We start from the raw sequence: 21,425 nt of genomic DNA on the forward strand, positions 1-21,425 counted from the left end.
AGCGGGGGGATACCCCTCGGTCAGTCGCTGCGCGACTGCCACTTCCCCTGCCGGGAAGGAATTAGGCGCTACCAACCGCCCATTTTGAAGCCGTACAGCGCCATCATCGCGGCGCCGATTACTGCAATCACCTGAACCGTGGTCCAGGGCATGATCCCGACCCGGTCGATGTTGCGGCGGTTCTTGCGGCGGTACTCGGCGACGCCGCTGCCGACCGCGACCGCGACCAGGCTGCCGATCCCTGCCAATAATGCGTGTTGCATCACGTCCATCCGTGCTCCAGTTTCGCCCGCGATATAGGGTGATCAAACCCGATTGCGAGGAGCCCGAAATGCGTCACCTGACTTTATTTGCCGCCGCCACATTGGGAGTCGCGACCGTCGCGATCGCCGCCCAGGATACCAACCGCGTCGCGCTCGACACCGCGGTCACCGCGGGCACCCGCACCCCCGCCAATTCCGCGCGCGACCGGTATCGCAATCCCGCCGAAACCCTGGCATTTTTCCAAGTGAAGCCGACCGATACCGTCATCGAACTGTGGCCCGGCGGCGGCTGGTACACCGAAATTCTTGCGCCCTATCTGAAGGCAGGCCGTCTGATCGGCGTCGCGCCCGCCAACGGCCTGCGCGGGATTGAGGGGCTGCGGACCAAGGATGCCTCCACCTATGGCCGCGTCGAGACCGCGCCTTATGATCCCGCCACCGGGATGACCGCGATCGACGCGAGCTCGGCGGACGTCGTGCTCACCTTCCGCAACGTCCACAACTGGCGGATGGGCGGGGTCGAGAACGCGGAGAAGGTCTTTGCCGAAGCATATCGTGTGCTGAAACCCGGCGGGGTGCTGGGCGTCGTCGAACACCGGCTGCCCGAAGCGCGCGATGCCGGGGCCGAGGAAAAGAGCGGCTATATGAAGGTCAGCTCGGTCGTCGCGCTTGCCACGAAAGCAGGCTTCACCGTCGATGCGCAGTCCGAGGTGAATGCCAACCCCAAGGACACCGCCGACTGGCCGCAAGGCGTTTGGACGCTGCCGCCTTCGCTGCGGCTGAAGGATGTCGATCGCGCCAAATATCAGGCGATCGGCGAAAGCGACCGCATGACCATCCGGTTCCGTAAACCCGCCGCCTGAACTCAAATCCCAGCCAAAAAAGGCCGGCCCCGCGAGGGACCGGCCTTGTTCTCTTGTCCGGATCAATTGACCGGGAAGCCGCGCTTCTTGAGCAGCGCATTCACTTCCGGGTCACGGCCGCGGAATTCGCGGTAGGCGTCCACCCGGTCGATTTCGTTGCCGGTGGATAGAATCCACTTGGCGTAGCTATCGGCCGTCGCCTTGTCGAAGACGCCGCGTTCCTCGAACAACGCCCAGGTGTCGGCGTCCATCGTTTCCGACCAGAGATAGCTGTAATATCCCGCCGAATAGGCGTCGGACGAGAAGAGGTGATTGAACTGCGGCAGGCGGTGCCGCATCACGATCTCCTTCGGCATGCCGATCTTCGCCAGCGTTTCCTTTTCGAACGCATCGGGGTCCGCGACGCCCGTGGTCCGGGTGTGCATTTCCATGTCGACGATCGCCGAAGAGAGATATTCGACCGTCGCGAAGCCCTGGTTGAAGGTCGACGCTTTTTCGATCTTCTGGATCAGCGACGCGGGCATCACTTCACCGGTCTGGTAATGCTTGGCGAAGCGGCTGAGCACCGGCTGGGTCAGCAGCCAATTCTCGTTCACCTGGCTCGGATATTCCACAAAGTCGCGCGGCGTGCCGTTGAAGCTCGGATATTCGACATTCGAGATGAAGTAATGCAGCGCGTGGCCGAATTCATGGAACAGCGTTTCCGCGTCGTCCAGGCTGATCAACGCGGGCTGACCGGCAGGCGGCTTCACGAAATTATTGTTGTTCGAACCCAGCACGATGTTCTTGTCGGTGAGCCCGGCGCGGCTGCGATAGGTGGTTGCCCATGCGCCCGACCGCTTGCCGGTGCGCGCATAATCGTCGCGGTAGAACACGCCGACCTGATCGCCCGACCCGCGCTTCGTCACCGAATAGACGCGGATATCGGGATGCCAGGTGGGAACGGTGCCGGTGATTTCCTTGAAGTCGAGCCCGAACAATTCACCCGCCGCCCAATAGGACGCCTCGATGATGTTGTTCAGTTCGAAATAGGGCTTCACCTCATCCGCCGACAGGTCGTAGCGATCCTTGCGAACCTTTTCCTGATAGAAGCGGTAGTCCCAGGGTTCGATCGTGATGTTCTGGCCGGACGACTTGGCCATCGCCTGCTGGTCGGCAACTTCCTGTTTCACGCGCGCGACCGCGGCGGGCCAAACGCGCATCATCAGTTCGTTGGCAGCCGCCGGCGTTTTCGCCATCGTGTCCTGCATCCGCCATTCGGCGTGGTTCTTGTAACCGAGCAGCTTGGCGCGATCGGCGCGGATCTGGGTGATCTTGGCGATGGTCGCATTGGTGTCGTTCGCGCCGCCATTGTCGCCGCGTCTGACGAAGGCGCGCCAAACCTTTTCACGCAGCGCACGGTCCTCGGCAAAGGTCAGCACGGGATCGACTGCGGAACGCGTGTTGACGATCGCATAGCTGCCCGCGGGGAGGTTGCGTTCCTTGGCAGCACCGGCGGCTGCGCCCTTGATGTCGGCGGGGACGCCCTTCATCTGCGCTTCGGTTGCGGTGATGTAGGTGCTTTCGTCTGCCAGCACCTTTTCGGAGAAGCCCGAAAATTCGGTCGAGAGCGCGGCGTTGTAGGCCGACAATTGCTGCTTCTGTTCGGCGTTGAGGTTCGCACCGCGACGGACGAAGCTGTCATAATAGCGCTCGACCAGACGGATCTGCTGCGCATTCAGACCGGCGCTGTTGCGGTTGTCGTACACTGCCTTGATCCGCTGAAAGAGGATCGGATCGAGCGTGATTTCGTCCGACGCGGCGGACAGCTTCGGCCCCCATTCGCGCGACAATGCCTGATACTGGGAGTTGGTCATGTTGCTGGTCATGACGCTGAACACCGACAGCACGCGGCCAAGGCGTTCGCCCGCCTTTTCCATCGGCACGATGATGTTTTCGAACGTCGGCGCGGCGCGGTGGCGGGTGATCGCCTGATATTCGCGGCGTTGTTCGTCGATGCCGTACTGGATCGCCTCGGGGAACATGGCGGGGGTCACCTTGTCGAACGGCGGCGTGCCGTCATAGGCGCCGGACCAGTCGGCGAGCAGAATGTTGTCAGGCATTGCCTGATCGCCAGCCGCCGCAACCGGGGCTTCGCTGCCCGCCGAAGCGGTGGTGCCGTCGGTCGTCGCCATGCTGCTGCATCCTCCAAGCGCGAACGCAGCCGCGCTCGCCAATAAAATCGCCTTCATGAAACTCTCCGGATTGAAACTCGGGACATCGGAGCGAGCCGCGAAGGCCCGCCATCGGGGTCTGCTAATACAGAAACGCGGCTGAACCTAGGGTGAGGGGAGATATTATATCGGCGGGCGGTGGCGGCTCGAACCTGAACAAGTTGACAAGGTTTACACGATTGCGTGGTTTTGAGGGGTGAGGCGACGGCGACGCGGCGGGGAGGCCACGGCGACGCGACACTGGGTTGGTTCGTGGTTTCAGCAGGGGTGGTCTGGCGCGCCATCGCTCAGGGTAGAGCAGACGAAATCCTACATTTCCAGTTGAATGAACGGCGGGAATTGGGTGGGAAGCTGCCGTTACCAGAGAAGTAAGAACACCGCAGCGCATAAACCTACCGCGACGACGATCCACCATTGCGAGATATGCGAACCAATATGCTTCCCCCGCTCGATTTCCTTGGGCAGATAGCCATCTAGCGCCGCTATGTGGTTCATCATCCGCTCCCGTCGGGAAGCAGTGTATTTCGGATCCTTCTTTCGAATGTCTTTATCGTCCGCCCAATGGCTTAACTCCTGCCACGCATCCTTCTCTGCTCGATTAAGTAAGCGCGGATCGGCAACGGCGGCATCCAATTGATCTGCGGCGATGTCGCCGCCGCTGGCCACCCTTTCAAGAGCAGACCGAAGATAGGCGCGGGCTTTAGACATTGCGGTAGTATGACACCGGTCAAAATGTCCGCAATGGGGTCGTTTGCAGACATTCAGCTTTGCCCGCAAATGTCAGCAAAACGTAGCGGGGCCTAAACGATCCGAACATCCTCTGATGACACAGAGAGCCGCACGGTGCCGCGACCCAAAATCGGGCGCGTCGCCAGATGCGCCAGGATCGGGGTATCACCGACCATTCCCGACACCTCGTACCGGTCGCCGAGATAGGCGATTTCGCTGACCGTCAGATCAAAGCCCGCGCCGTCCCCCGCCACCCCGAATGCCTCCGGGCGGGCGAGCAGGGTGGCGGGGCCGTCGGGGTGGTTGGGGGCTGGTATCGTGCCCAGCGCCGTTTCAATCCGGCCGTCCTTCACCATCCCGGGCAACGCGTTGACCGGGCCGAGCAGGCGGGCGGCGGCGGCGCTGGTGGGCTGGGCGTAACATTCCTCCGGCGTGCCGGTTTGCAGCACGCGCCCCTCGGCCATCAACACGATGCGGTCGCCTACGCGCATCGCTTCCTCTGCGTCATGGGTGACGATGAGTACCGCCGCGCCGCTCGCGCGCAACTGGCCCAGGATGGCGAGCTGGATGTCGCGACGCAGCGCGCCGTCTAGGCCCGAAAAGGGCTCGTCCATCAGCACCACGGCGGGCTCGCGCGCGAGTGCACGGGCGATGGCGACGCGTTGCTGCTCGCCGCCCGACAGGCTGTGGGGATAGGCGTGCGCAAGGTGTGCGATCTGGAAGCGGTCGAGCAGGGCGGCAACGCGGGTCGCGCGGTCGGCCTTGTTCAGATGCGCGAGGCCGAAGCCGACATTCTTCGTGACATCGAGGTGCGGGAACAGGGCATAGTCCTGGAACACCAGGCCGATGCCGCGCTTCTCGGGCGGTAGGTGCGTTGTAGAGTCCGCGAACAGCGTGTCGCCCGCGATCGTTCCCCGATCGGCGCATTCCAGCCCGGCAATCAGGCGCAGCAAGGTGGACTTGCCGCAGCCCGACCGGCCGAGCAGGCACGTCACCTGCCCTGCCGCGAGATCGAAGCTGGCGCCGTCCACGGCCTGCACCGATCCATAGGATTTGGCGACATCGGCGACGGACAGAGCGGGAGCGGTCATGGTGAGCATGCCGGTCTGGGAAAGTATGACCCCACCCCGTTTGTTTCGAGCGAAGTCGAGAAACGCTCGCGAGCGCCTCGGTCACGTTTCTCGACTTCGAGCCAAAGGCTCGAAGCCTGTCCTGAGCGCCTGCCTTGGCAGACAGTCGAAGGGCTCGAAACAAACGGATGGGGGTGGGTTGGTGTCACTGCACCCGACCTAGCTTGCCGGGCGCACCGCGGCAATCCGCCGCGACAGCCAGATCACCGGGCCAAGCGCGAGCGCGACGACGATCAGCGACGGCAACCCCGCCTGCCCCAGCCGCTCGTCCAGCGCATAATTATTGGCGATCACCGCCAGCGTGTCGAAATTGAACGGCCGCAGGATCAGCGTCGCGGGCAATTCCTTGACGATGTCGATGAAGACGAGCAGCGCCGCCGTCAGCACCGCACCGCGCGCCAGCGGCAGGTCGACCGCAATCGCGCCGCCAACCGGCCCCTTGCCCAGCATCCGCGCGGCATGGCGGGTGGAAGGCGCAATCCTCTCCAGTCCGGCCTCGATCGGCTCCAGCGCCGCCGCCATCAGCCGCGCCGCATAGGCGAGGAGGAGCAGCGCGACGCCGATGACGATGCCCGACGACATGATCCCCGCGTTCCACAGGAGCGAGGCGGGGACCAACAGCCCGATCGCCATCACCGCGCCGGGCGTCGCATAACCAAGGCTGGCGAGGCGGAGCAATGTGGGGCGGCCCCTGCCCCCCATCGCCAGCAGCGTCGCGAGCAGCACGGTGAGCGCGGCGCCACTCAGGCCCAGCGCAAGGCTGCGAGTGGCGGCGGCGGTCAGGCGCGGCAAGTCGGGGGTCTGCTCCAGCGCAAGATGCCCAAGCCACGCGGCGGGGAGGAGGAGGCCAAGGATCACGGGAAGCGCGCAAGCCGTGGTGGCAAGCGCGGCACGGATGCCGGTCAGGCGCGTCACGGCGAGCGGGCGCAGGCGCCCCTTGCCCCCCTCATGCACCTTGCCACGCCGCGCCGATCGCTCGACCCACAACAGGAAGAACGCCGCCCCCATCAGCGGCAGCGCCAGCGTCGCCGCGCTCGCGGTCGATCCGAACACCGACCAGGCGCGGACCACGCCCGTGGTCAGCGTCTGAACGCTAAGATACCGCACCGCCCCGTAATCGGCGAGCGTCTCCATCACCGCCAGCGCCACCCCCGCCGCCAGCGCGGGCCGCGCGACCGGGATCGCGACAGCAGCGAGCCCACGCCACCGCGATGCGCCAAGCGTGCGGCTGGCATCCATCAAATCCGCCGACTGCATCAAAAACGCCGCGCGCATCGCGAGATAGACATAAGGGTAAAAGGCGAGGCCAAGGACGAACGCCGCACCGGGAATCGACCGGATCGACCACATCGGATTGATGCCGAAATCCTCGCGCAACCACATGCGCAACCCGCCGCCCACGTCGAGCAAATCGGCATAGGCATAGGCGAGCGCGAAGCCCGGCACCGCGAGCGGCAGGACCAGTGCCCAGGTCAGAACGCGTCTGCCCGGAAAGGCGTACATCACCGTCAGCCACGCAGTCGCGGTGCCGATCACCGCGACCAGCACGCCGACAACGACTGCAAGAAACGCCGAAGTCGCGGCATAGCGCCACAACTCGCTCGCCGCGATGTCCGCGCGCTCGGCGCCGAGGGCGGCGTAGAGGACGCCAATCAGCGGTGCGGCGGCGAGCAACGCGGCGACCAGCGCTGCCCAGCCGAGCGGGTTGGGAAGGCGAATTTCCCGGAACATCAAACCAAACCCGTTCGCATTGAGCTTGCCGAAATGCTGTCCCTTCTTCGAGCCGAGAAGGACAGTGGTTGAGACTTCGTCCCGCCCCTCGGGTCGATAAGCTCAGCACGAACGGGGATAGGGAAACCCAGATTGATTATCGACTGCACCCAGTTCGCTCCGCCGCCCGCAATTCCTATCCGGAACACAGGCAGCGGTAGCAACCCAAATCACCGCCAGCCCGCCGCGCTCATGATCTTTTGCGCCTCTGCCTGACGCCGCGCGAAGTTCGCGACCGGCATCGGGTGCGGCTGGAACCCGGTATAGCTTGCGACCGGCGGCGGCGCGGTCACGGTCGGGCTGGCGGGATATTCGTTGTTGTTGGCCGAGATATATTCCTGCGTCGAAGGCTCGGTGAAGAATTCGAGCAGACGCACCGCATTGTCGCGATTGGGTGCATTGGCCGCGACCCCGCCGCCCGAGATGTTTACATGGCTGCCCTGCCCGTCGAGCGACGGGAAGCCGAGCTGAACCTTCTCGGTCATCGCGCGGTCGGCGGCATCCTCGCCGCTCGCCATGCGGATGTAATAATAGCTGTTGGTCAGCGCGATTTCGCAGACGCCCGCGTTCACAGCGCGGATCTGGTCGCGGTCGCCGCCTTCGGGTGGGCGCGCCATGTTGGCGACGATACCTTCTGCCCATTGTTGCGTCTTCTCCGGCCCCCACGCCTCGATCAGGGCACCGACCAGCGACAGATTGTAGATATTGTCGGCGGACCGCACGCACAGGCGATTGCGGAAGCGGGGCGATGCGAGCTGTTCGTAGGTTTCGACCTCGTCCTCGCGAACGCGGTTGCTGTCATAGGCGACGACGCGCGCGCGGCGCATGAAGCCTGCCCACAGCCCAGACGGCTCGCGCAGGTTAGCCGGGATGCGTTGCTCGATCGTTTCCGAGCGCACCGGCTGGAACAGCCCGGCCTGTTCGGCACGGTGGAGCGCGCCTGCGTCGGCGGTGATGAACAGATCGGCCGGGCTCTGTGCGCCCTCGCTGCGCATCCGCGCGATCAGCTCGTCTGCATTGCCCTCGATCAGGTTGATGCGGATGCCGGTTTCCTGGGTGAACCGCTCGTACAGCGCATTGTCGCTGTCATAGTGCCGCGCGCTGTAGAGGTTGACGACCTGCTCGCCCGCCGCGGCGTTGCTGCCGTTCGCCGCCTCGTCGCCGGAGGAACAGGCGGCGAGCGCGACGCTGGACGCGAGGGCGAGCAGAAGCGTGCGGGATACGGCGAAGGTCATGAGGGGGGGGGCTCCGATGTGATCGTTCGTTGCGAGCGTCCTACTGGTGTTGCGAGTAATTCGCAACAGTCCTTCATTCGAAAACCGCCTGCTTCGCCTTTACCGGAATCTTCAGATAGCGAACGCCGTTTGCCTCCGCGAACGGAAAGCGACCCGCGCGGATGTTCACCTGGATCGACGGGAGCAGCAATTTCGGCGCGGACAGTGTCGCATCGCGCGCCTCGCGCATCGCGACGAAGTCGTCCTCGCTCACCCCGTCACGGACATGGACGCTTGCATCGCGCTGGGCGCCGACTGTGGTTTCCCACGCATAGTCTTCGCGGCCCGCTGCCTTGTAATCATGACACAGGAAAATGCGGGTCTCGCGCGGCAGTTCGAGCAATTTGCGGATCGAACGATAGAGCTGGCGCGCATCGCCACCGGGGAAATCGGCGCGCGCGGTGCCGTAGTCGGGCATGAACAATGTGTCGCCGACGAACAGCGCGTCGCCGATCCGGTAACTGACATCGGCGGGCGTGTGGCCGGGGGTATGGATCACCTCCACCTCCAGGCTGCCGATGGAGAAGCGTTCGCCATCCGCGAACAGCCGGTCGAAATCGCTGCCGTCGGTTTTCAGATCGTCGGCGGCGAAGACCGGGCGGAAGATTTTCTGCACGTCGCGAATATGCTCGCCGATGCCGATCGCAGCCCCGGTCTTCGCCTTGATATAGGACGCTGCGGACAGATGATCGGCATGGGCGTGCGTTTCCAGCACCAGTGTCACGCGAAGCCCGCGCGCCTCGACCGCGGCCAGCATCCCGTCGGCGGAGGCGGTATCCACCTCCCCGCTCGCGGCATCGTAGTCGAGGACCGGATCGATCATGGCGGCGTCGCGAGTATCGGGATCGAAGACCAGATAGCTGACCGTGTTGGTCGCCTCATCGAAAAATGCGGTGATGTCGGGGGGCGTCATGATTTTCTCCATCGTGTCGCTTGACAATATATTAGCATTCTCTAAATTAGCAATAGCTGATGTAGAGGAAACCAATGCCCAGCCTGCCCGACATGAAAGCATTCGAAGCCAAGGCCGGTGAAGTCGCCGAGGTGCTGAAACTGCTCGGCAACCAGCGACGACTGATGCTGCTGTGCAAGCTGGTGGAACTGCGCCGTGCGCGGGTCGGCGATCTGGCGGAGGCCGTCGGCCTGTCGCAATCGGCGCTGTCGCAGCATCTGGCGAAGATGCGCGAAGAGGGCCTGGTGGCGTTCGACCGCGAGGCCCAGACTTTGTGGTATCGCATCGCCGATCCGCGCATCGCGGACCTGCTCGACACCCTCTACGCCCTTTATTGTTTGCCCGAAGGACAAGAGTCATGAAGACGATTTCCCCCCGCGATGCCCAGCGCCTGATCGCCAGCGGAGCGGCGCGGCTGGTCGATATTCGCGGTGCCGACGAATATGCCCGCGCACATATTGCAGGCGCGAACCATGTGCCGCTGGATGCGATGACCAAAGTCGATCGCGGCGGCGCGCAGGTCGTGATCTTTCATTGCAAGTCGGGGATGCGCACCGCCGCCAATGCCGATCGGCTGAGCGACGCCGCGAACTGCGAAGCGTTCGTGCTGGAAGGCGGCATCGACGGCTGGCGCGCGGCCGGGCTGCCGGTAGCGGAGGATAAGTCGCAGCCGATTGAGATCATGCGCCAGGTTCAAATCACCGCGGGAATGCTGGTGCTGGTGGGCGTGCTGCTCGGCTGGCTCGTCGCGCCCGCCTTCTTCGCGCTGTCGGCATTCGTCGGTGCAGGGCTGACCTTTGCCGGGATCAGCGGCTGGTGCGGGATGGCGAAGCTGCTGGGGGCAATGCCCTGGAACCGGCGCGCGGCGGCCTAAACGAAACGGCTGCGCAGCGGGGTAACGGCTCGATAAGCCCCTGCCCCCGTTCGTTTCGAGCGAAGTCGAGAAACGTTATCCAAGCGTTCGTGTCACGTTTCTCGACGTTGCTCGAAACGAACGGGTCGGGCGGGATGAACACTTCAAATCCGAAAAGGATCGATCGTCATGGGCGGCGAAACGCTGTTGCTCGCATTGATGTCCGGCGCGCTGATCGGCCTGGTTCTGGGGCTGGTCGGCGGGGGCGGATCGATTCTCGCGGTGCCACTGATCGTGCACGTCGTCGGCACCGGATCGCCGCATCTGGCGATCGGAACGGCGGCGATCGCGGTGGCGCTCAACGCATCCGCATCGCTTGTCGGCCATTGGCGCGCGGGCACCGTCAAATGGCGATGCGCGGGCGTGTTCGCGCTGGCGGGGGTCATCGGCGCGGCGATCGGCGCGGAAATCGGCAAGGCGATCGGCGGGCAAGCCTTGCTCGGACTGTTCGGACTGCTGATGATCGGGGTCGGACTGTCGATGCTGCGCAGGCGGCGCGGCGAGCCCAAACCCGATGTGCGCCTGACACGCGACAGCGCGCGCCAATTGTTGCCGCGCCTGATCCCGATCGGTGGCGGCGTCGGGCTGATGGCCGGGTTCTTCGGTATCGGCGGCGGCTTTCTGATCGTGCCGGGGCTAATGCTGGCGACCGCGATGCCGCTGGCCAACGCGATCGGCACCTCGCTGGTCGCGGTCACCGCGCTGGGCGCGACGACGGCGACGTCCTATGCGTTGTCGGGACTGGTCGATTGGACGCTCGCCGGGGTGCTGGTGGCGGGTGGCATCGTCGGCGCGGGTCTGGGGATCGCGCTCGGCAAGCGGCTCACGGCGCACAAGCGCGCGATGGAGGTCGGCTTTGCGGCGGTGGTGGTGCTGGTCGGGGTTTATGTGGTTTGGGGTGCGGTGTGGTGAGCGAAGGCTGGGCTAAGGCCGCTCCGCTTAAAGTCCCTTTTCGCGCCGCGAACGGATCGCCAATTTATGGATAAGCGCATCGGGAATTGGATTGTTGACCGTGAACGTCACGCCGGTCTTGGTTGATTTGAGCTTCAATGCGGCGATTTCGTCGGCATGGGCGGCGATCGCCTCGGGATCGACATAGAGGCCACATTGCTTGCTGAAGGCTGCATAGCCCGCGACGATCGCCTCTCCGATCTGGAAGCCGGGCAGGTCGTATTTGATGACTTCTGCGGCATCCGGCAGGGCGTGCGATAGCTGTGCGCGCATTCGGCTCAAGATGGCGCGAAACTGCTCCGGGACTGCGGCGATGTAGGTGTCGTGGGTTGGGTTCGTTGCCATGCGAACAAGGTGCCATTTTTGCGTGCGAGCAGGCAACCGTGCAGGTTGTCGGGTGAACTGCGGCAGCGCCGACACGGGGCGAGCCCGTGACGTCGGTCGGTTCGGCTGACTGCGTAGGTCAGCCGACCGCCGGCCGGCTCGCGCTGATCCTCGGCTAACGCGCTGCGCGCCTTAGCCTTGGGCGCTACGCGTCGTCGCCCATCCTCAGCGCCGCAATAAACGCCTCCTGCGGAATGCTCACGCTCCCATATTCCCGCATTTTCGCCTTACCCTTTTTCTGCTTGTCGAGCAGCTTGCGTTTGCGGCTGGCGTCGCCGCCATAGCATTTGGCGGTCACGTCCTTGCGCATCGCGCTGATCGTTTCGCGCGCGACCACACGGCCGCCGATCGCGGCCTGGATCGGGATTTTGAACAGGTGGCGGGGGATCAGTTCCTTCAGCCGCTCGCACATGCCGCGACCGCGCGTTTCCGCTGTCGCGCGGTGGACGATCATCGACAGCGCATCGACCGGTTCCTCGTTGACGAGGATGCTCATCTTGACGAGGTCGCCCTCGCGGTGGCCGATCTGTTCGTAATCGAAGCTGGCATAGCCGCGGCTGATACTCTTCAGCCGGTCGTAAAAATCGAACACGACTTCGTTGAGCGGCAGTTCGTAGGTCACCTGCGCGCGGCCCGCGACATAGGTCAGGTTCTTCTGGATGCCGCGACGGTCCTGACACAGCTTCAGGATGGGGCCGAGATATTCGTCGGGGACGTAGATGACGGCGTTGATCCACGGCTCGCTGATCATTGCGATCTTCGTCGGATCGGGCATGTCGGCGGGGTTGTGGAGTTCGATGTGACCGCCGCCGTGCGTCAGTTCGATTTCGTACACCACGCTGGGCGCGGTGGTGATGAGGTCGAGGTCGTATTCGCGCGTCAGCCGTTCCTGGATAATCTCCAGGTGCAGCAGCCCGAGGAAGCCGCAGCGGAAGCCGAAGCCCAGTGCCGCCGAGGTTTCCATTTCGAACGAGAAACTGGCGTCGTTCAGCCGCAGCCTGGAAATGCTTTCGCGCAGTTTTTCGAAATCCGCGGCATCGACCGGGAACAGGCCGCAGAACACCACCGGCTGGACTTCCATGAAGCCCGGCAGCGCCTCTGCCGCGGGGCGTTTGGCGTCGGTGATGGTGTCGCCGACCATCGTCTGGGCGACTTCCTTGATCTGCGCGGTCATGAACCCGATTTCGCCGGGGCCGAGGTCGGTCAGTTGTTCGATCTTGGGCCGGAAACAGCCGACCCGATCGATCAGGTGAGTCGTGCCCGCCTGCATGAATTTGACCTGTTGGCCCTTTTTCAGCGTGCCGTCGATGACGCGGACGAGGATGACGACGCCCAGATACGGGTCGTACCAGCTATCGACCAGCATCGCCTTTAGCGGCGCATCTGGATCGCCCTTTGGCGGCGGGATGCGCTCGACCACCGCGTCGAGGATTTCCTCGATGCCGATGCCCGATTTGGCGCTGGCGAGGACCGCGTTCGACGCGTCGATGCCGATCACGTCCTCGATTTCCGCGCGGACCTTTTCGGGTTCGGCGGCGGGAAGGTCGATCTTGTTGATGACCGGAATGATCTCATGGTCATGCTCGATCGACTGATAGACATTGGCGAGCGTCTGCGCCTCGACGCCCTGCGCCGCGTCCACCACCAGCAGCGCGCCTTCGCACGCGGCCAGGCTGCGCGAGACTTCATAGGCGAAGTCGACATGGCCCGGCGTGTCCATCAGATTGAGGACATGGCCCTTCCATTCCAGGCGCACGGTCTGCGCCTTGATGGTGATGCCGCGTTCCTTTTCGATGTCCATATTGTCGAGCACCTGCGCCGACATCTCGCGCTCGGTCAGCCCGCCGGTGCGCTGGATCAGCCGGTCGGCGAGCGTGGATTTGCCGTGGTCGATATGCGCAATGATCGAAAAATTGCGGATCTTGGATTGTTCGGTGGCCATATGCGCCGCGCGTTAGCACCGTGCGGGGGACTTGCGAAGGGGGGCCGACACGGGCAGCGTCGCGGGCGATGAAGATGCTGACGATGATCGCCGCGCTTGCCGCGATGCTGGTGCCCCTGCCTAGCGCGGCGCAGGAGGCCGCACCGCGCTATGTGATGCGCCATCTGGACACGCCGAAGGGCGAGCGCGATCCCGATTTGCTGCCCGCGGGCGCAGCAAAGGCAAAGGCGCTGGTGACGTGGTTCGAGGGGAAGCCACTCGCCGCGATCTTCGCCACCCCCTATCGCCGGACTCAGCAGACCGCCGCCCCGATCGCAGCCGCGCGCGGGCTGACGGTGCAAACTTATGATCCCGCGGAAGAAGCTGCGCTGATTGCCCGGGTAAAGACGGTGCCGGGGCCGGTGCTGATCGTCGGGCACAGCAATACCGTGCCCAACATCGTCGCGGCGCTGGGCGGCGAGCGGCCCGGGGAGTTGGTGCATGAGGATTTCGGCGATGTGTGGACGGTGACGGCGACCGCGACGATCCGGGAGCGGTTGGGAGAGTAGCCTCTGCCCCATACACTCCGTCACCCGGACTGGTTCCGGGGTCCACCAAGAGGCACCCGATACGGCAAGAGGCTCGAGCGCAGGCGCCCGCGGCTTGGTGGACCCCGGCACTTCGGCCGGGGTGACGACGTGGGTGGGGCAATGCAATCATTGCCCCGTGCTGACATCCCGATAGGGTGCGGAAAATTCCTCGGAGAACCCCATGCGCGCTCTATTGCTAACCGCCGCCCTGACCCTCGCCTTGCCCGCCAGCGCACAGACCCTCGTCATCGGCAACAAGGGCGAAGACACGGTCAGCTTCGTCGACCTGAAATCGGGGCGCGAAGTACGCCGGGTGGAAACCGCGAAGGCACCGCATGAAGTCGCGATCTCGCCCGATGGCGCGCACGCCGCGGTGGTCGCCTATGGCGGGCAGACGATCGACATTTTCGACGTCGCATCGGCCAGCCTGGTCGAACGCATCGACATCGCGCCCAATCTGCGCCCGCATGGCCTGGTCTGGCTGAAGGACGGGCGTCTGGTCGCCTCGGCAGAGGGTAGCGATTCGATCGCGGTGGTGCGTGCGGCCAAGGACGGCGCAGGCGAGCGGGTGCGCCAAGTCGCGACCGGTCAAAAGGGATCGCACATGGTCGCCGTCTCCCCCGACGGACGCCGCGCCTGGGTCGCGAACATGGGGTCCAAATCGATCACCGCGATCGACCTGTCGGCCATGCGCAAGATCGGCGACACCCCGGTGGGCAAGGAGCCCGAGGGGCTGGCGCTGTCGCCAGACGGACGCCGCCTTTGGGTCGCGGATCGCGGCGGCAACCGCGCGCACGAATTCGACGCGATGACGATGAAGGAACTGGGCAGCGTCGCGGTCGGGCAATTCCCGATCCGCATCTTGGTATCGCCGGACGGAAGACACGCGGTGACGTCGAACTTGGAGAGCGGCGACCTGACGGTGATCGACACTGCAACGCGGGCAGTGACGCGGACGATCCCGGTCGGACGCAACAAGGCATTCGGGCAAGTGACGATCCTGTTTTCGGACGATGGCACGCGGCTTTACGTGGCGGAGACAGGAATCGACCGGATTGCAGAGGTCGATTTCGCGAGTGGTCGCGTGCTGGGGCGGCTGCCTGCGGGGAAACAGGGCGACGGCATCGCGATCGCGCCGGTGAGCGTCCGGCAGGCGTTGCCCTGAGATGGTTCGAAGATTTACCGCAACCAACATCCGTTGGTCCTGAGTAGGGACTGAGCGAAGCCGAAGGCCCGTATCGAAGGATCGCCCCAAGCGGCCGCCCTTCGATACGCCATTTCGACTTCGCTCAACGGCTACTCAGGACAAACGGGGGATTGGCACCCTTGCCACCCCCGCCCCATCCTCTAGCATCGCCGAGATAACGGGAGAGCGCGTCCATGCGACATATCGCGGTGATCGGATCGGGACCGGCGGGCTATTACACCGCCGAAGCCGCGCAAAAGGCGTTCGGAGACGATGTGCGCGTCGATATCATCGACCGGATGCCGGTGCCGTTCGGGCTGATCCGCACCGGCGTCGCGCCCGACCACCAGTCGATCAAGGGTGTGTCGCGCCGGTATGAAGCGACCGCGCTGACCGAGACAGTGCGCTTTGTCGGCAATGTCACCGTCGGCCAGGACGTGACCATCGCCGAATTGCGCGAGCTGTACGACGCGGTGGTGCTGGCGACCGGGGCACCCGCCGACCGGCCGCTCGACATTCCGGGTAGCGATTTGCCAGGCGTCGTGGGATCGGCGGCGTTCGTCGGCTGGTATAACGGACATCCCGATTTCGCCGGGCTCGCACCGCCGCTGGTCGGGCCGGGCGCGGTGGTGATCGGCAATGGCAATGTCGCGCTCGACGTCGCGCGCATCCTCGCCAAGAGCCAGGACGAACTCGCCGCATCCGACATCGTCAACCATGCGTTTCGGGCACTGGAGCGCGCAGGCATCGACACGGTGACATTGCTGGGCCGCCGCGGGCCGCACCAGATTGCGATGACGCCCAAGGAACTGGGCGAACTGGGCCATCTGGCCCGCGCGACGCCGGTGGTCGAACCCGGCGACCTGCCGCCGACGGACGAGGACGCGGCGTTGGAACCCGGCCAGCGCAAATCCGTCACTCATTTGCGCGATTATGCCGCCACGGGACCGGACACGGCCAAGCCGGTTCGGGTCGTCTTCGATTTCTTTGCCATGCCCGTTGCCATCAAAGGCGAAGGCCGCGCCGAACGAGTCATCGTCGAACGCACCGCGCTCGACGCCGAAGGCCGCGCGACCGGCACGGGAGAGACCTACGCGATCCCCGCGCACCTGGTCGTCAGTTGCATCGGATACCGCACGCCGCCGATCGACGGCGTTCCCTATGACGCGCGCGCCGGGCGGTTCGCCAATGACGAAGGGCGCATCCTCCCCGGTCTCTACGCCGTCGGCTGGGCACGGCGCGGACCATCCGGCACGATCGGCACCAACCGCCCCGACGGCTTCGCCATCGTCGAAAAGATCGCCGAGGACATCGGCGAGGGCAGCGGCAAGCTGGGACGACCTGCGCTCGATGCGCTGCTGGCGGCGCGCACCGTCGATGTCGTCACGTTCCGCGACTGGCAGAATATCGATTCGGCGGAAGTCGCCGCCGCGCGCGACGGTGCGCCGCGTGAGAAGTTCGTGGCCGTCGATGCCATGTTGGGGGCAGCGCGCACGCCCACGACTTGATCGGCAACCCCGCGACCCCACTTGCACGGGGCGGGCACGCTTTGTATAGGCGCGCCTTCCAAGCACCGGTCGCACCGCACACGCAACGATCGGACTCCGTCGGGGAGTAGCTCAGCCTGGTAGAGCACTGCCTTCGGGAGGCAGGGGCCGGAGGTTCGAATCCTCTCTTCCCGACCACCGCTTATCAGTATCGGCGCATCGGCGATCCGTAGAGATCGTGACGCGCAGTGGCCCGGCGAACATCATAGGGGATCGCCATATATCACCGGTGTCGTGCGTCGGGTTTCGCGCGGTCCACGCCGGTGATTTGGCCGTTCCTTATTTTTTCGCCGCCCCCATGCGGCATCGTTGGATTATTGCCGTCATGTCATTTGCCGAACTCCCCCCCCTGCTCGCCGAAGCGCTCGAAGCGCGTGGCTATGCCGCCCCCACCCCGGTCCAGGCCGCGGTGCTGGAACCCGAAGCGGCGGGCCGCGACCTGATCGTCTCCGCTCAGACCGGCTCGGGCAAGACCGTCGCCTTCGGTCTGGCGATGGCCACCGACCTGCTGGGCGATGAAGGCCGCATGGCCGCGCCCGGCGCGCCGGTCGCCCTCATCATCGCACCGACGCGCGAACTGGCGCTTCAGGTCAGCCGGGAATTCATGTGGCTCTATGGCAAGGCAGGGGCGCGGATCGCCACCTGTGTCGGGGGCATGGACGCGTCGAAGGAGCGTCGCGCGCTGAGCCACGGAACGCATGTCGTCGTCGGTACGCCGGGACGTTTGCGTGATCACCTGGAACGCGGCGCGCTCGACCTCTCGGCATTGAAGGCGGTCGTCCTCGACGAGGCCGACGAGATGCTCGACATGGGATTCCGCGAGGATCTGGAACAGATTCTCGACGGTGCGCCCGACACGCGCCGTACCTTGCTGTTCTCGGCGACGATGCCGCGTCCGATCGTGGCGCTGGCCAAACGCTATCAGCGCGACGCGCTGCGCATCTCGACCGTCGGCGACGATCGCGGGCATGGTGACATCGCCTATCAGGCAGTGACCGTCTCCCCGTCGGAGATCGAGCACGCCGTCATCAACCTGCTGCGCTTCCATGAAGCGGAAACCGCGATGCTGTTCTGCGCGACACGAGACAATGTCCGGCATCTGCACGCGACGTTGCAGGAACGCGGCTTCGCGGCCGTCGCACTGTCGGGCGAGCATTCGCAGAACGAGCGCAATCATGCGCTGCAATCGCTGCGCGACCGCCGCGCGCGCGTCTGCGTCGCCACCGATGTCGCCGCGCGCGGCATCGATCTGCCGACGCTCAGCCTTGTCGTGCATGTCGAAATTCCGCGGGATGCAGAGGCGTTGCAGCATCGCTCGGGCCGGACGGGTCGCGCGGGCAAGAAGGGAACGGCAGTGCTGATCGTCCCCTATCCGCGCCGTCGCCGGGTCGAATCGATGCTGCGCGGCGCGCGGATCGAGGCGGAATGGATTTCCGCGCCGACGCCGGAGGAAATCCGCGTGCAGGACCGCGAGCGGTTGATCGCCGCATTGCTCGCCCCGCAAGAATATGACGAGGAGGATCGCGCGCTCGCGGAACGGCTGATGGCGGAACGTCCGGCAGAGGATATCGCCGCCGCACTCGTCCGCTCGCACCGCGCGTCGATGCCGCAGCCCGAAGAACTCATCCCCAATTCGCCCGAAGCGCGGCAGGCGGCTCAACAGGAACGCCATCGTCCGGGCTTCGACGATACGATCTGGTTCCGCATGGACATCGGTCGCCGACAAAATGCCGACCCGCGCTGGTTGCTGCCATTGCTGTGTCGTCGCGGGCACATCACCCGCAACGAAGTTGGCGCGATCCGCATCGGACCGAACGAGACGCATTTCCAGATTCCGCGCGCCATCGCGGGCAAGTTCAGTGCCGCACTTGCGCGCACTGCAGGGCAGGACGGCGAGGAAGGCGATGTCCGCATCGAACCCGCGCCCGATGCACCCGAACCCGGCGCACGCGGCGGGGGCGGCCCGCGCGAGCGGCTGGCCCCTGCCCCTCACCGCAAGGGTCCGCGGCGCGGTAACGCCGGTGCAGGCGCACCGCGCCACAGCCCCACGCCCTATAAGGGTGGCGGCAACAAGCCCGGCGGCAATCGTCGTCCCGGCGGGCCGCCCCGCGCCCGGTGAGCGGCACGCCGCATATCCTGGTCGATGCCGATGCCTGCCCGGTAAAGGATGAGATCTACAAAGTCGCCTGGCGCCACGCGGTGCCGGTGACCTTGGTCAGCAACCAGTATCTGCGCATCCCCGATCACCCGTTGATCGACCGGGTGGTGGTGAGCGACGGCTTCGATGCCGCCGACGACTGGATCGCAGAACGCTCGGACGCGACCAAGCTGGTGGTGACGGCGGATATTCTGCTTGCGGATCGCTGCCTGAAGGCGGGCGCGACGGTGCTCAAGCCCAATGGCACGCCGTTCACGACGAGTTCGATCGGCGCCGCGATCGCGACCCGCGCGATCATGGCCGATCTGCGCGCAGGCGGCGACCAGATCGGCGGGCCTGCGCCCTTTTCGGGCAAGGACCGGTCGGCGTTCTTGCAAGCGCTGGACACCGCGCTGGTGCGGATGAAGCGCGGCTAACTTACACTCTATCCGTTTGTCCTGAGTAGGGACTGAGCGCAGTCGAAGGCCCGTATCGAAGGATCATTACAAGCGACCGTCCTTCGATACGCCATTTCGGCTTCGCTTAATGCCTGTCCTGAGCGCCTGCCTTGGTAGGCAGTCGAAGGGGCTACTCAAGACAAACGGTGTGGAGTGTGTCCCGGCTTGTTTCGCCTCAAACCCCGATCACCCCGCCATCGTCCTTTCGCACCACCACGACCGAAGGCCGCGGCGGCATGTCGGGTTTGAAATCCGGCCAGCGATGCGCCGGGTCTACCGCGGTCGAACGACGTCCGAATTCGGGCCACTCCACCATGCCGTCGGAGGCAGGATGCTGGATCGCCAGAAACAAATGCCGCCCGTCGCGGGTGAAACGGGGGCCGCACATTTCCGCGCCGGCTGGAACGCGGAAGAACATGTGTCCCGTGCCCCTGCCCGCCCCGTCGGTTTCCATCGCCCAAAGTCCATCCGCCGTGCCGCTGTTCGGCCAGTTCGACCCCTGATCGGTCGCGATCCACAGGCGGCCTGCCGGGTCGAACGCGCAATTGTCGGGGCACGAAAACCAGCCACTGTCCGAGATTTCCGCATTCCAGCGCGCGCCAACCTTCGGATCGTTCGGGCGTCCGCACAGCACCAGGATTTCCCAATCGAACCGGTCTGCGGCATGGTCGCCGCCCGGTGCGATCAACTCGACGATCTGGCCATCGCGGTTGGCGATGCGCGGGTTGGCGACATTTGCCTGATCGCGGTCGCTATTGTTGGTCAGCATCACATAGACGCGGCCATTGGTCGGATGCGCCTCGACATCCTCGGGCCGGTCCATCGGGGTCGCGCCGAGCAGGTCGCCCGCGCGCCGCGCCTCGATCACGACATCCGCCTGGCTATTGAAGCCGTTTTCCGCCGTCAGCGGCCCGGTGCCATGCACCAGTGGCACCCAGCGCATCCCGCCTTCGTCGAAGATCGCGACCGACAGCACACCATGGTCGAGCAGGTCGGCATTGGCCGCGCGATCATCGCTCACACGATCGCGGCTGACGAAACGGTAGAGATATTCATGCCGCGCATCGTCGCCCATATAGACGACCAGCCGCCCATCGCGGTTGACGATCGTCTCCGCCCCTTCATGCGCGAACCGGCCCAGCGCGGTGCGCTTCTTCGGCAGCGCTTGAGGATTTAGCGCGTCGATTTCGACGATCCAGCCGAAGCGGTTGGCCTCATGCGGATCCTTGCCGACGTCGAAGCGCGGGTCGAATGCGGCCCAGCTCAGCTTGCCCTGCCCCGGCTGGGTCGGCTTGCCATCCTCTCGCACGACGCCGAAGCGGCGATGGTTGACGGTTTCGGCATGACCCGCGGCCAGCCCGCCTGAAAAGGCAAAGTCGAAATTTTCCTCGGCGGTCAGATACGTACCCCACGGGGTCAGTCCGCCCGCGCAATTGCCGTAAGTGCCGATCACGGTGCGTCCCGCCGGGTCGGCGACCGTCCGCATCCGTGCATGGCCCGCCGCGGGGCCGGAGACGCCCACGCGGGTGGACAGCATATCGACCTTGCGGTTCATCGCGCCGGCCACCGGCACCCAACGTGCGCCGTCGCGGCGAAGCTCGGTCATCGAAATGCCGACGGCGGCGCGCTCCACCTCCGAATGGCGCTGCGTGTACCGGCTGCGGTCGAACTTGCCGTCCGCGCCGTACAGGTCGGGGAACATCAGTTCGGGCAGCACATATTCATGATTGACGCCCAGCATCATCCGGTCGCGCGACACCGGGATCAGGCCGACGAAATCGCAATTATAGCCGAACTGCTTCGACTGCGCCTCGCCGGTCTGGTTCATCGGATCGAACGCAGGCGCACCGGGCATCACCGGATCGCCCCAGCGCAACAGGATGTCGGCGGTATAGCCGGGCGCGACATGATGGCGATCGTCAATGCCGTGCGAAATCGGGGTGAAGGCGAAGGCGGGGGCTGCACCGCCCGCACTCCCCAGTCCCGCGCCGCTATAACCGCAGCTCGACAGCATCACCGTCGCGCCGACCCCGCCCAACCCGGTCAGGATCGACCGCCGCGACAAACGGGCTTCGACGATCTTCTCGAACGGACGCGACATGGAATTCTCCGGCAGGATGGGAAATCCCGTCCCGCCTAGGGAT

The 21,425-nt window shown here is 65.1% G+C and carries 19 protein-coding genes and 1 tRNA gene; 10 read left to right on the forward strand and 10 right to left on the reverse strand.

Features of this window, described 5'->3' with window-relative positions; translation table 11 throughout:
• Positions 1–68: 68 nt before the first annotated feature.
• Positions 69–263, reverse strand: coding sequence for a hypothetical protein (locus ENHY17A_RS02655; protein ID WP_159709816.1), 195 nt, complete (start codon positions 261–263; stop codon positions 69–71).
• A 68-nt stretch (positions 264–331) separates the two neighbouring features.
• On the opposite strand from ENHY17A_RS02655, the gene ENHY17A_RS02660 reads away from it, so the two are divergent.
• Complete coding sequence (locus ENHY17A_RS02660) at positions 332–1,126, forward strand: class I SAM-dependent methyltransferase (protein ID WP_159709818.1); 795 nt, start codon at positions 332–334, stop codon at positions 1,124–1,126.
• A 62-nt stretch (positions 1,127–1,188) separates the two neighbouring features.
• Here the strand turns inward: ENHY17A_RS02660 and ENHY17A_RS02665 are convergent, their stop codons facing one another.
• From ENHY17A_RS02665 to ENHY17A_RS02690, 6 genes are all read right to left on the reverse strand, one after another.
• Complete coding sequence (locus tag ENHY17A_RS02665; protein WP_236547708.1) at positions 1,189–3,300, reverse strand: M3 family metallopeptidase; 2,112 nt, start codon at positions 3,298–3,300, stop codon at positions 1,189–1,191.
• Between the two features lie 396 nt (positions 3,301–3,696).
• Complete coding sequence (locus tag ENHY17A_RS02670; protein WP_159709822.1) at positions 3,697–4,047, reverse strand: hypothetical protein; 351 nt, start codon at positions 4,045–4,047, stop codon at positions 3,697–3,699.
• A 92-nt stretch (positions 4,048–4,139) separates the two neighbouring features.
• A complete protein-coding gene (locus ENHY17A_RS02675) occupies positions 4,140–5,159 on the reverse strand; it encodes an ABC transporter ATP-binding protein (protein WP_159709824.1) in 1,020 nt (339 codons plus the stop codon).
• A gap of 198 nt (positions 5,160–5,357) precedes the next feature.
• Positions 5,358–6,929 (reverse strand): ABC transporter permease, encoded by a 1,572-nt coding sequence (locus ENHY17A_RS02680; RefSeq protein ID WP_159709826.1) that lies wholly within the window; start codon positions 6,927–6,929, stop codon positions 5,358–5,360.
• A 209-nt stretch (positions 6,930–7,138) separates the two neighbouring features.
• Complete coding sequence (locus ENHY17A_RS02685; RefSeq protein ID WP_159709828.1) at positions 7,139–8,203, reverse strand: extracellular solute-binding protein; 1,065 nt, start codon at positions 8,201–8,203, stop codon at positions 7,139–7,141.
• Positions 8,204–8,276: 73 nt separating this feature from the next.
• The gene (locus ENHY17A_RS02690) at positions 8,277–9,155 is read right to left on the reverse strand and encodes an MBL fold metallo-hydrolase (RefSeq protein WP_159709830.1); all 879 of its coding nucleotides are present in this window, start codon (positions 9,153–9,155) and stop codon (positions 8,277–8,279) included.
• A 74-nt stretch (positions 9,156–9,229) separates the two neighbouring features.
• On the opposite strand from ENHY17A_RS02690, the gene ENHY17A_RS02695 reads away from it, so the two are divergent.
• From ENHY17A_RS02695 to ENHY17A_RS02705, 3 genes are all read left to right on the forward strand, one after another.
• Complete coding sequence (locus ENHY17A_RS02695) at positions 9,230–9,556, forward strand: ArsR/SmtB family transcription factor (protein ID WP_159709832.1); 327 nt, start codon at positions 9,230–9,232, stop codon at positions 9,554–9,556.
• Positions 9,553–10,068 (forward strand): rhodanese family protein, encoded by a 516-nt coding sequence (locus ENHY17A_RS02700; RefSeq protein WP_159709834.1) that lies wholly within the window; start codon positions 9,553–9,555, stop codon positions 10,066–10,068. The genes ENHY17A_RS02695 and ENHY17A_RS02700 overlap by 4 nt, the downstream gene beginning before the upstream one ends.
• Before the next feature lie 168 nt (positions 10,069–10,236).
• Complete coding sequence (locus ENHY17A_RS02705) at positions 10,237–11,019, forward strand: sulfite exporter TauE/SafE family protein (protein ID WP_159709836.1); 783 nt, start codon at positions 10,237–10,239, stop codon at positions 11,017–11,019.
• A 27-nt stretch (positions 11,020–11,046) separates the two neighbouring features.
• On the opposite strand, the gene ENHY17A_RS02710 is transcribed toward ENHY17A_RS02705, so the two are convergent.
• Together ENHY17A_RS02710 and lepA are read right to left on the reverse strand one after the other, a co-directional pair.
• The gene (locus ENHY17A_RS02710; RefSeq protein ID WP_159709838.1) at positions 11,047–11,403 is read right to left on the reverse strand and encodes an iron chaperone; all 357 of its coding nucleotides are present in this window, start codon (positions 11,401–11,403) and stop codon (positions 11,047–11,049) included.
• Positions 11,404–11,587: 184 nt separating this feature from the next.
• Complete coding sequence (gene lepA, locus ENHY17A_RS02715; protein WP_159709840.1) at positions 11,588–13,384, reverse strand: translation elongation factor 4; 1,797 nt, start codon at positions 13,382–13,384, stop codon at positions 11,588–11,590.
• A gap of 68 nt (positions 13,385–13,452) precedes the next feature.
• Between lepA and ENHY17A_RS02720 the strand changes: the two genes are divergently transcribed.
• From ENHY17A_RS02720 to ENHY17A_RS02745, 6 genes are all read left to right on the forward strand, one after another.
• Entirely contained in the window at positions 13,453–13,932 is a 480-nt protein-coding gene (locus ENHY17A_RS02720; protein WP_159709842.1) for a SixA phosphatase family protein, read from the forward strand.
• Positions 13,933–14,134: 202 nt separating this feature from the next.
• A complete protein-coding gene (locus ENHY17A_RS02725; protein ID WP_159709844.1) occupies positions 14,135–15,118 on the forward strand; it encodes a YncE family protein in 984 nt (327 codons plus the stop codon).
• Positions 15,119–15,333: 215 nt separating this feature from the next.
• A complete protein-coding gene (locus tag ENHY17A_RS02730) occupies positions 15,334–16,647 on the forward strand; it encodes an FAD-dependent oxidoreductase (RefSeq protein ID WP_159709846.1) in 1,314 nt (437 codons plus the stop codon).
• Between the two features lie 100 nt (positions 16,648–16,747).
• A tRNA-Pro gene (locus ENHY17A_RS02735) sits at positions 16,748–16,824 on the forward strand.
• A gap of 160 nt (positions 16,825–16,984) precedes the next feature.
• Positions 16,985–18,805 (forward strand): DEAD/DEAH box helicase, encoded by a 1,821-nt coding sequence (locus ENHY17A_RS02740; RefSeq protein ID WP_236547709.1) that lies wholly within the window; start codon positions 16,985–16,987, stop codon positions 18,803–18,805.
• A complete protein-coding gene (locus tag ENHY17A_RS02745) occupies positions 18,802–19,260 on the forward strand; it encodes a YaiI/YqxD family protein (RefSeq protein WP_159709850.1) in 459 nt (152 codons plus the stop codon). The genes ENHY17A_RS02740 and ENHY17A_RS02745 overlap by 4 nt, the downstream gene beginning before the upstream one ends.
• A gap of 196 nt (positions 19,261–19,456) precedes the next feature.
• Here the strand turns inward: ENHY17A_RS02745 and ENHY17A_RS02750 are convergent, their stop codons facing one another.
• On the reverse strand, positions 19,457–21,382 hold the full coding sequence (locus ENHY17A_RS02750; protein ID WP_159709852.1) for a PhoX family protein: 1,926 nt from the start codon (positions 21,380–21,382) through the stop codon (positions 19,457–19,459).
• Positions 21,383–21,425: the final 43 nt, after the last annotated feature.

The sequence above is a fragment of the Sphingomonas sp. AX6 genome (assembly GCF_902506605.1).
Taxonomy (GTDB): domain Bacteria; phylum Pseudomonadota; class Alphaproteobacteria; order Sphingomonadales; family Sphingomonadaceae; genus Sphingomonas.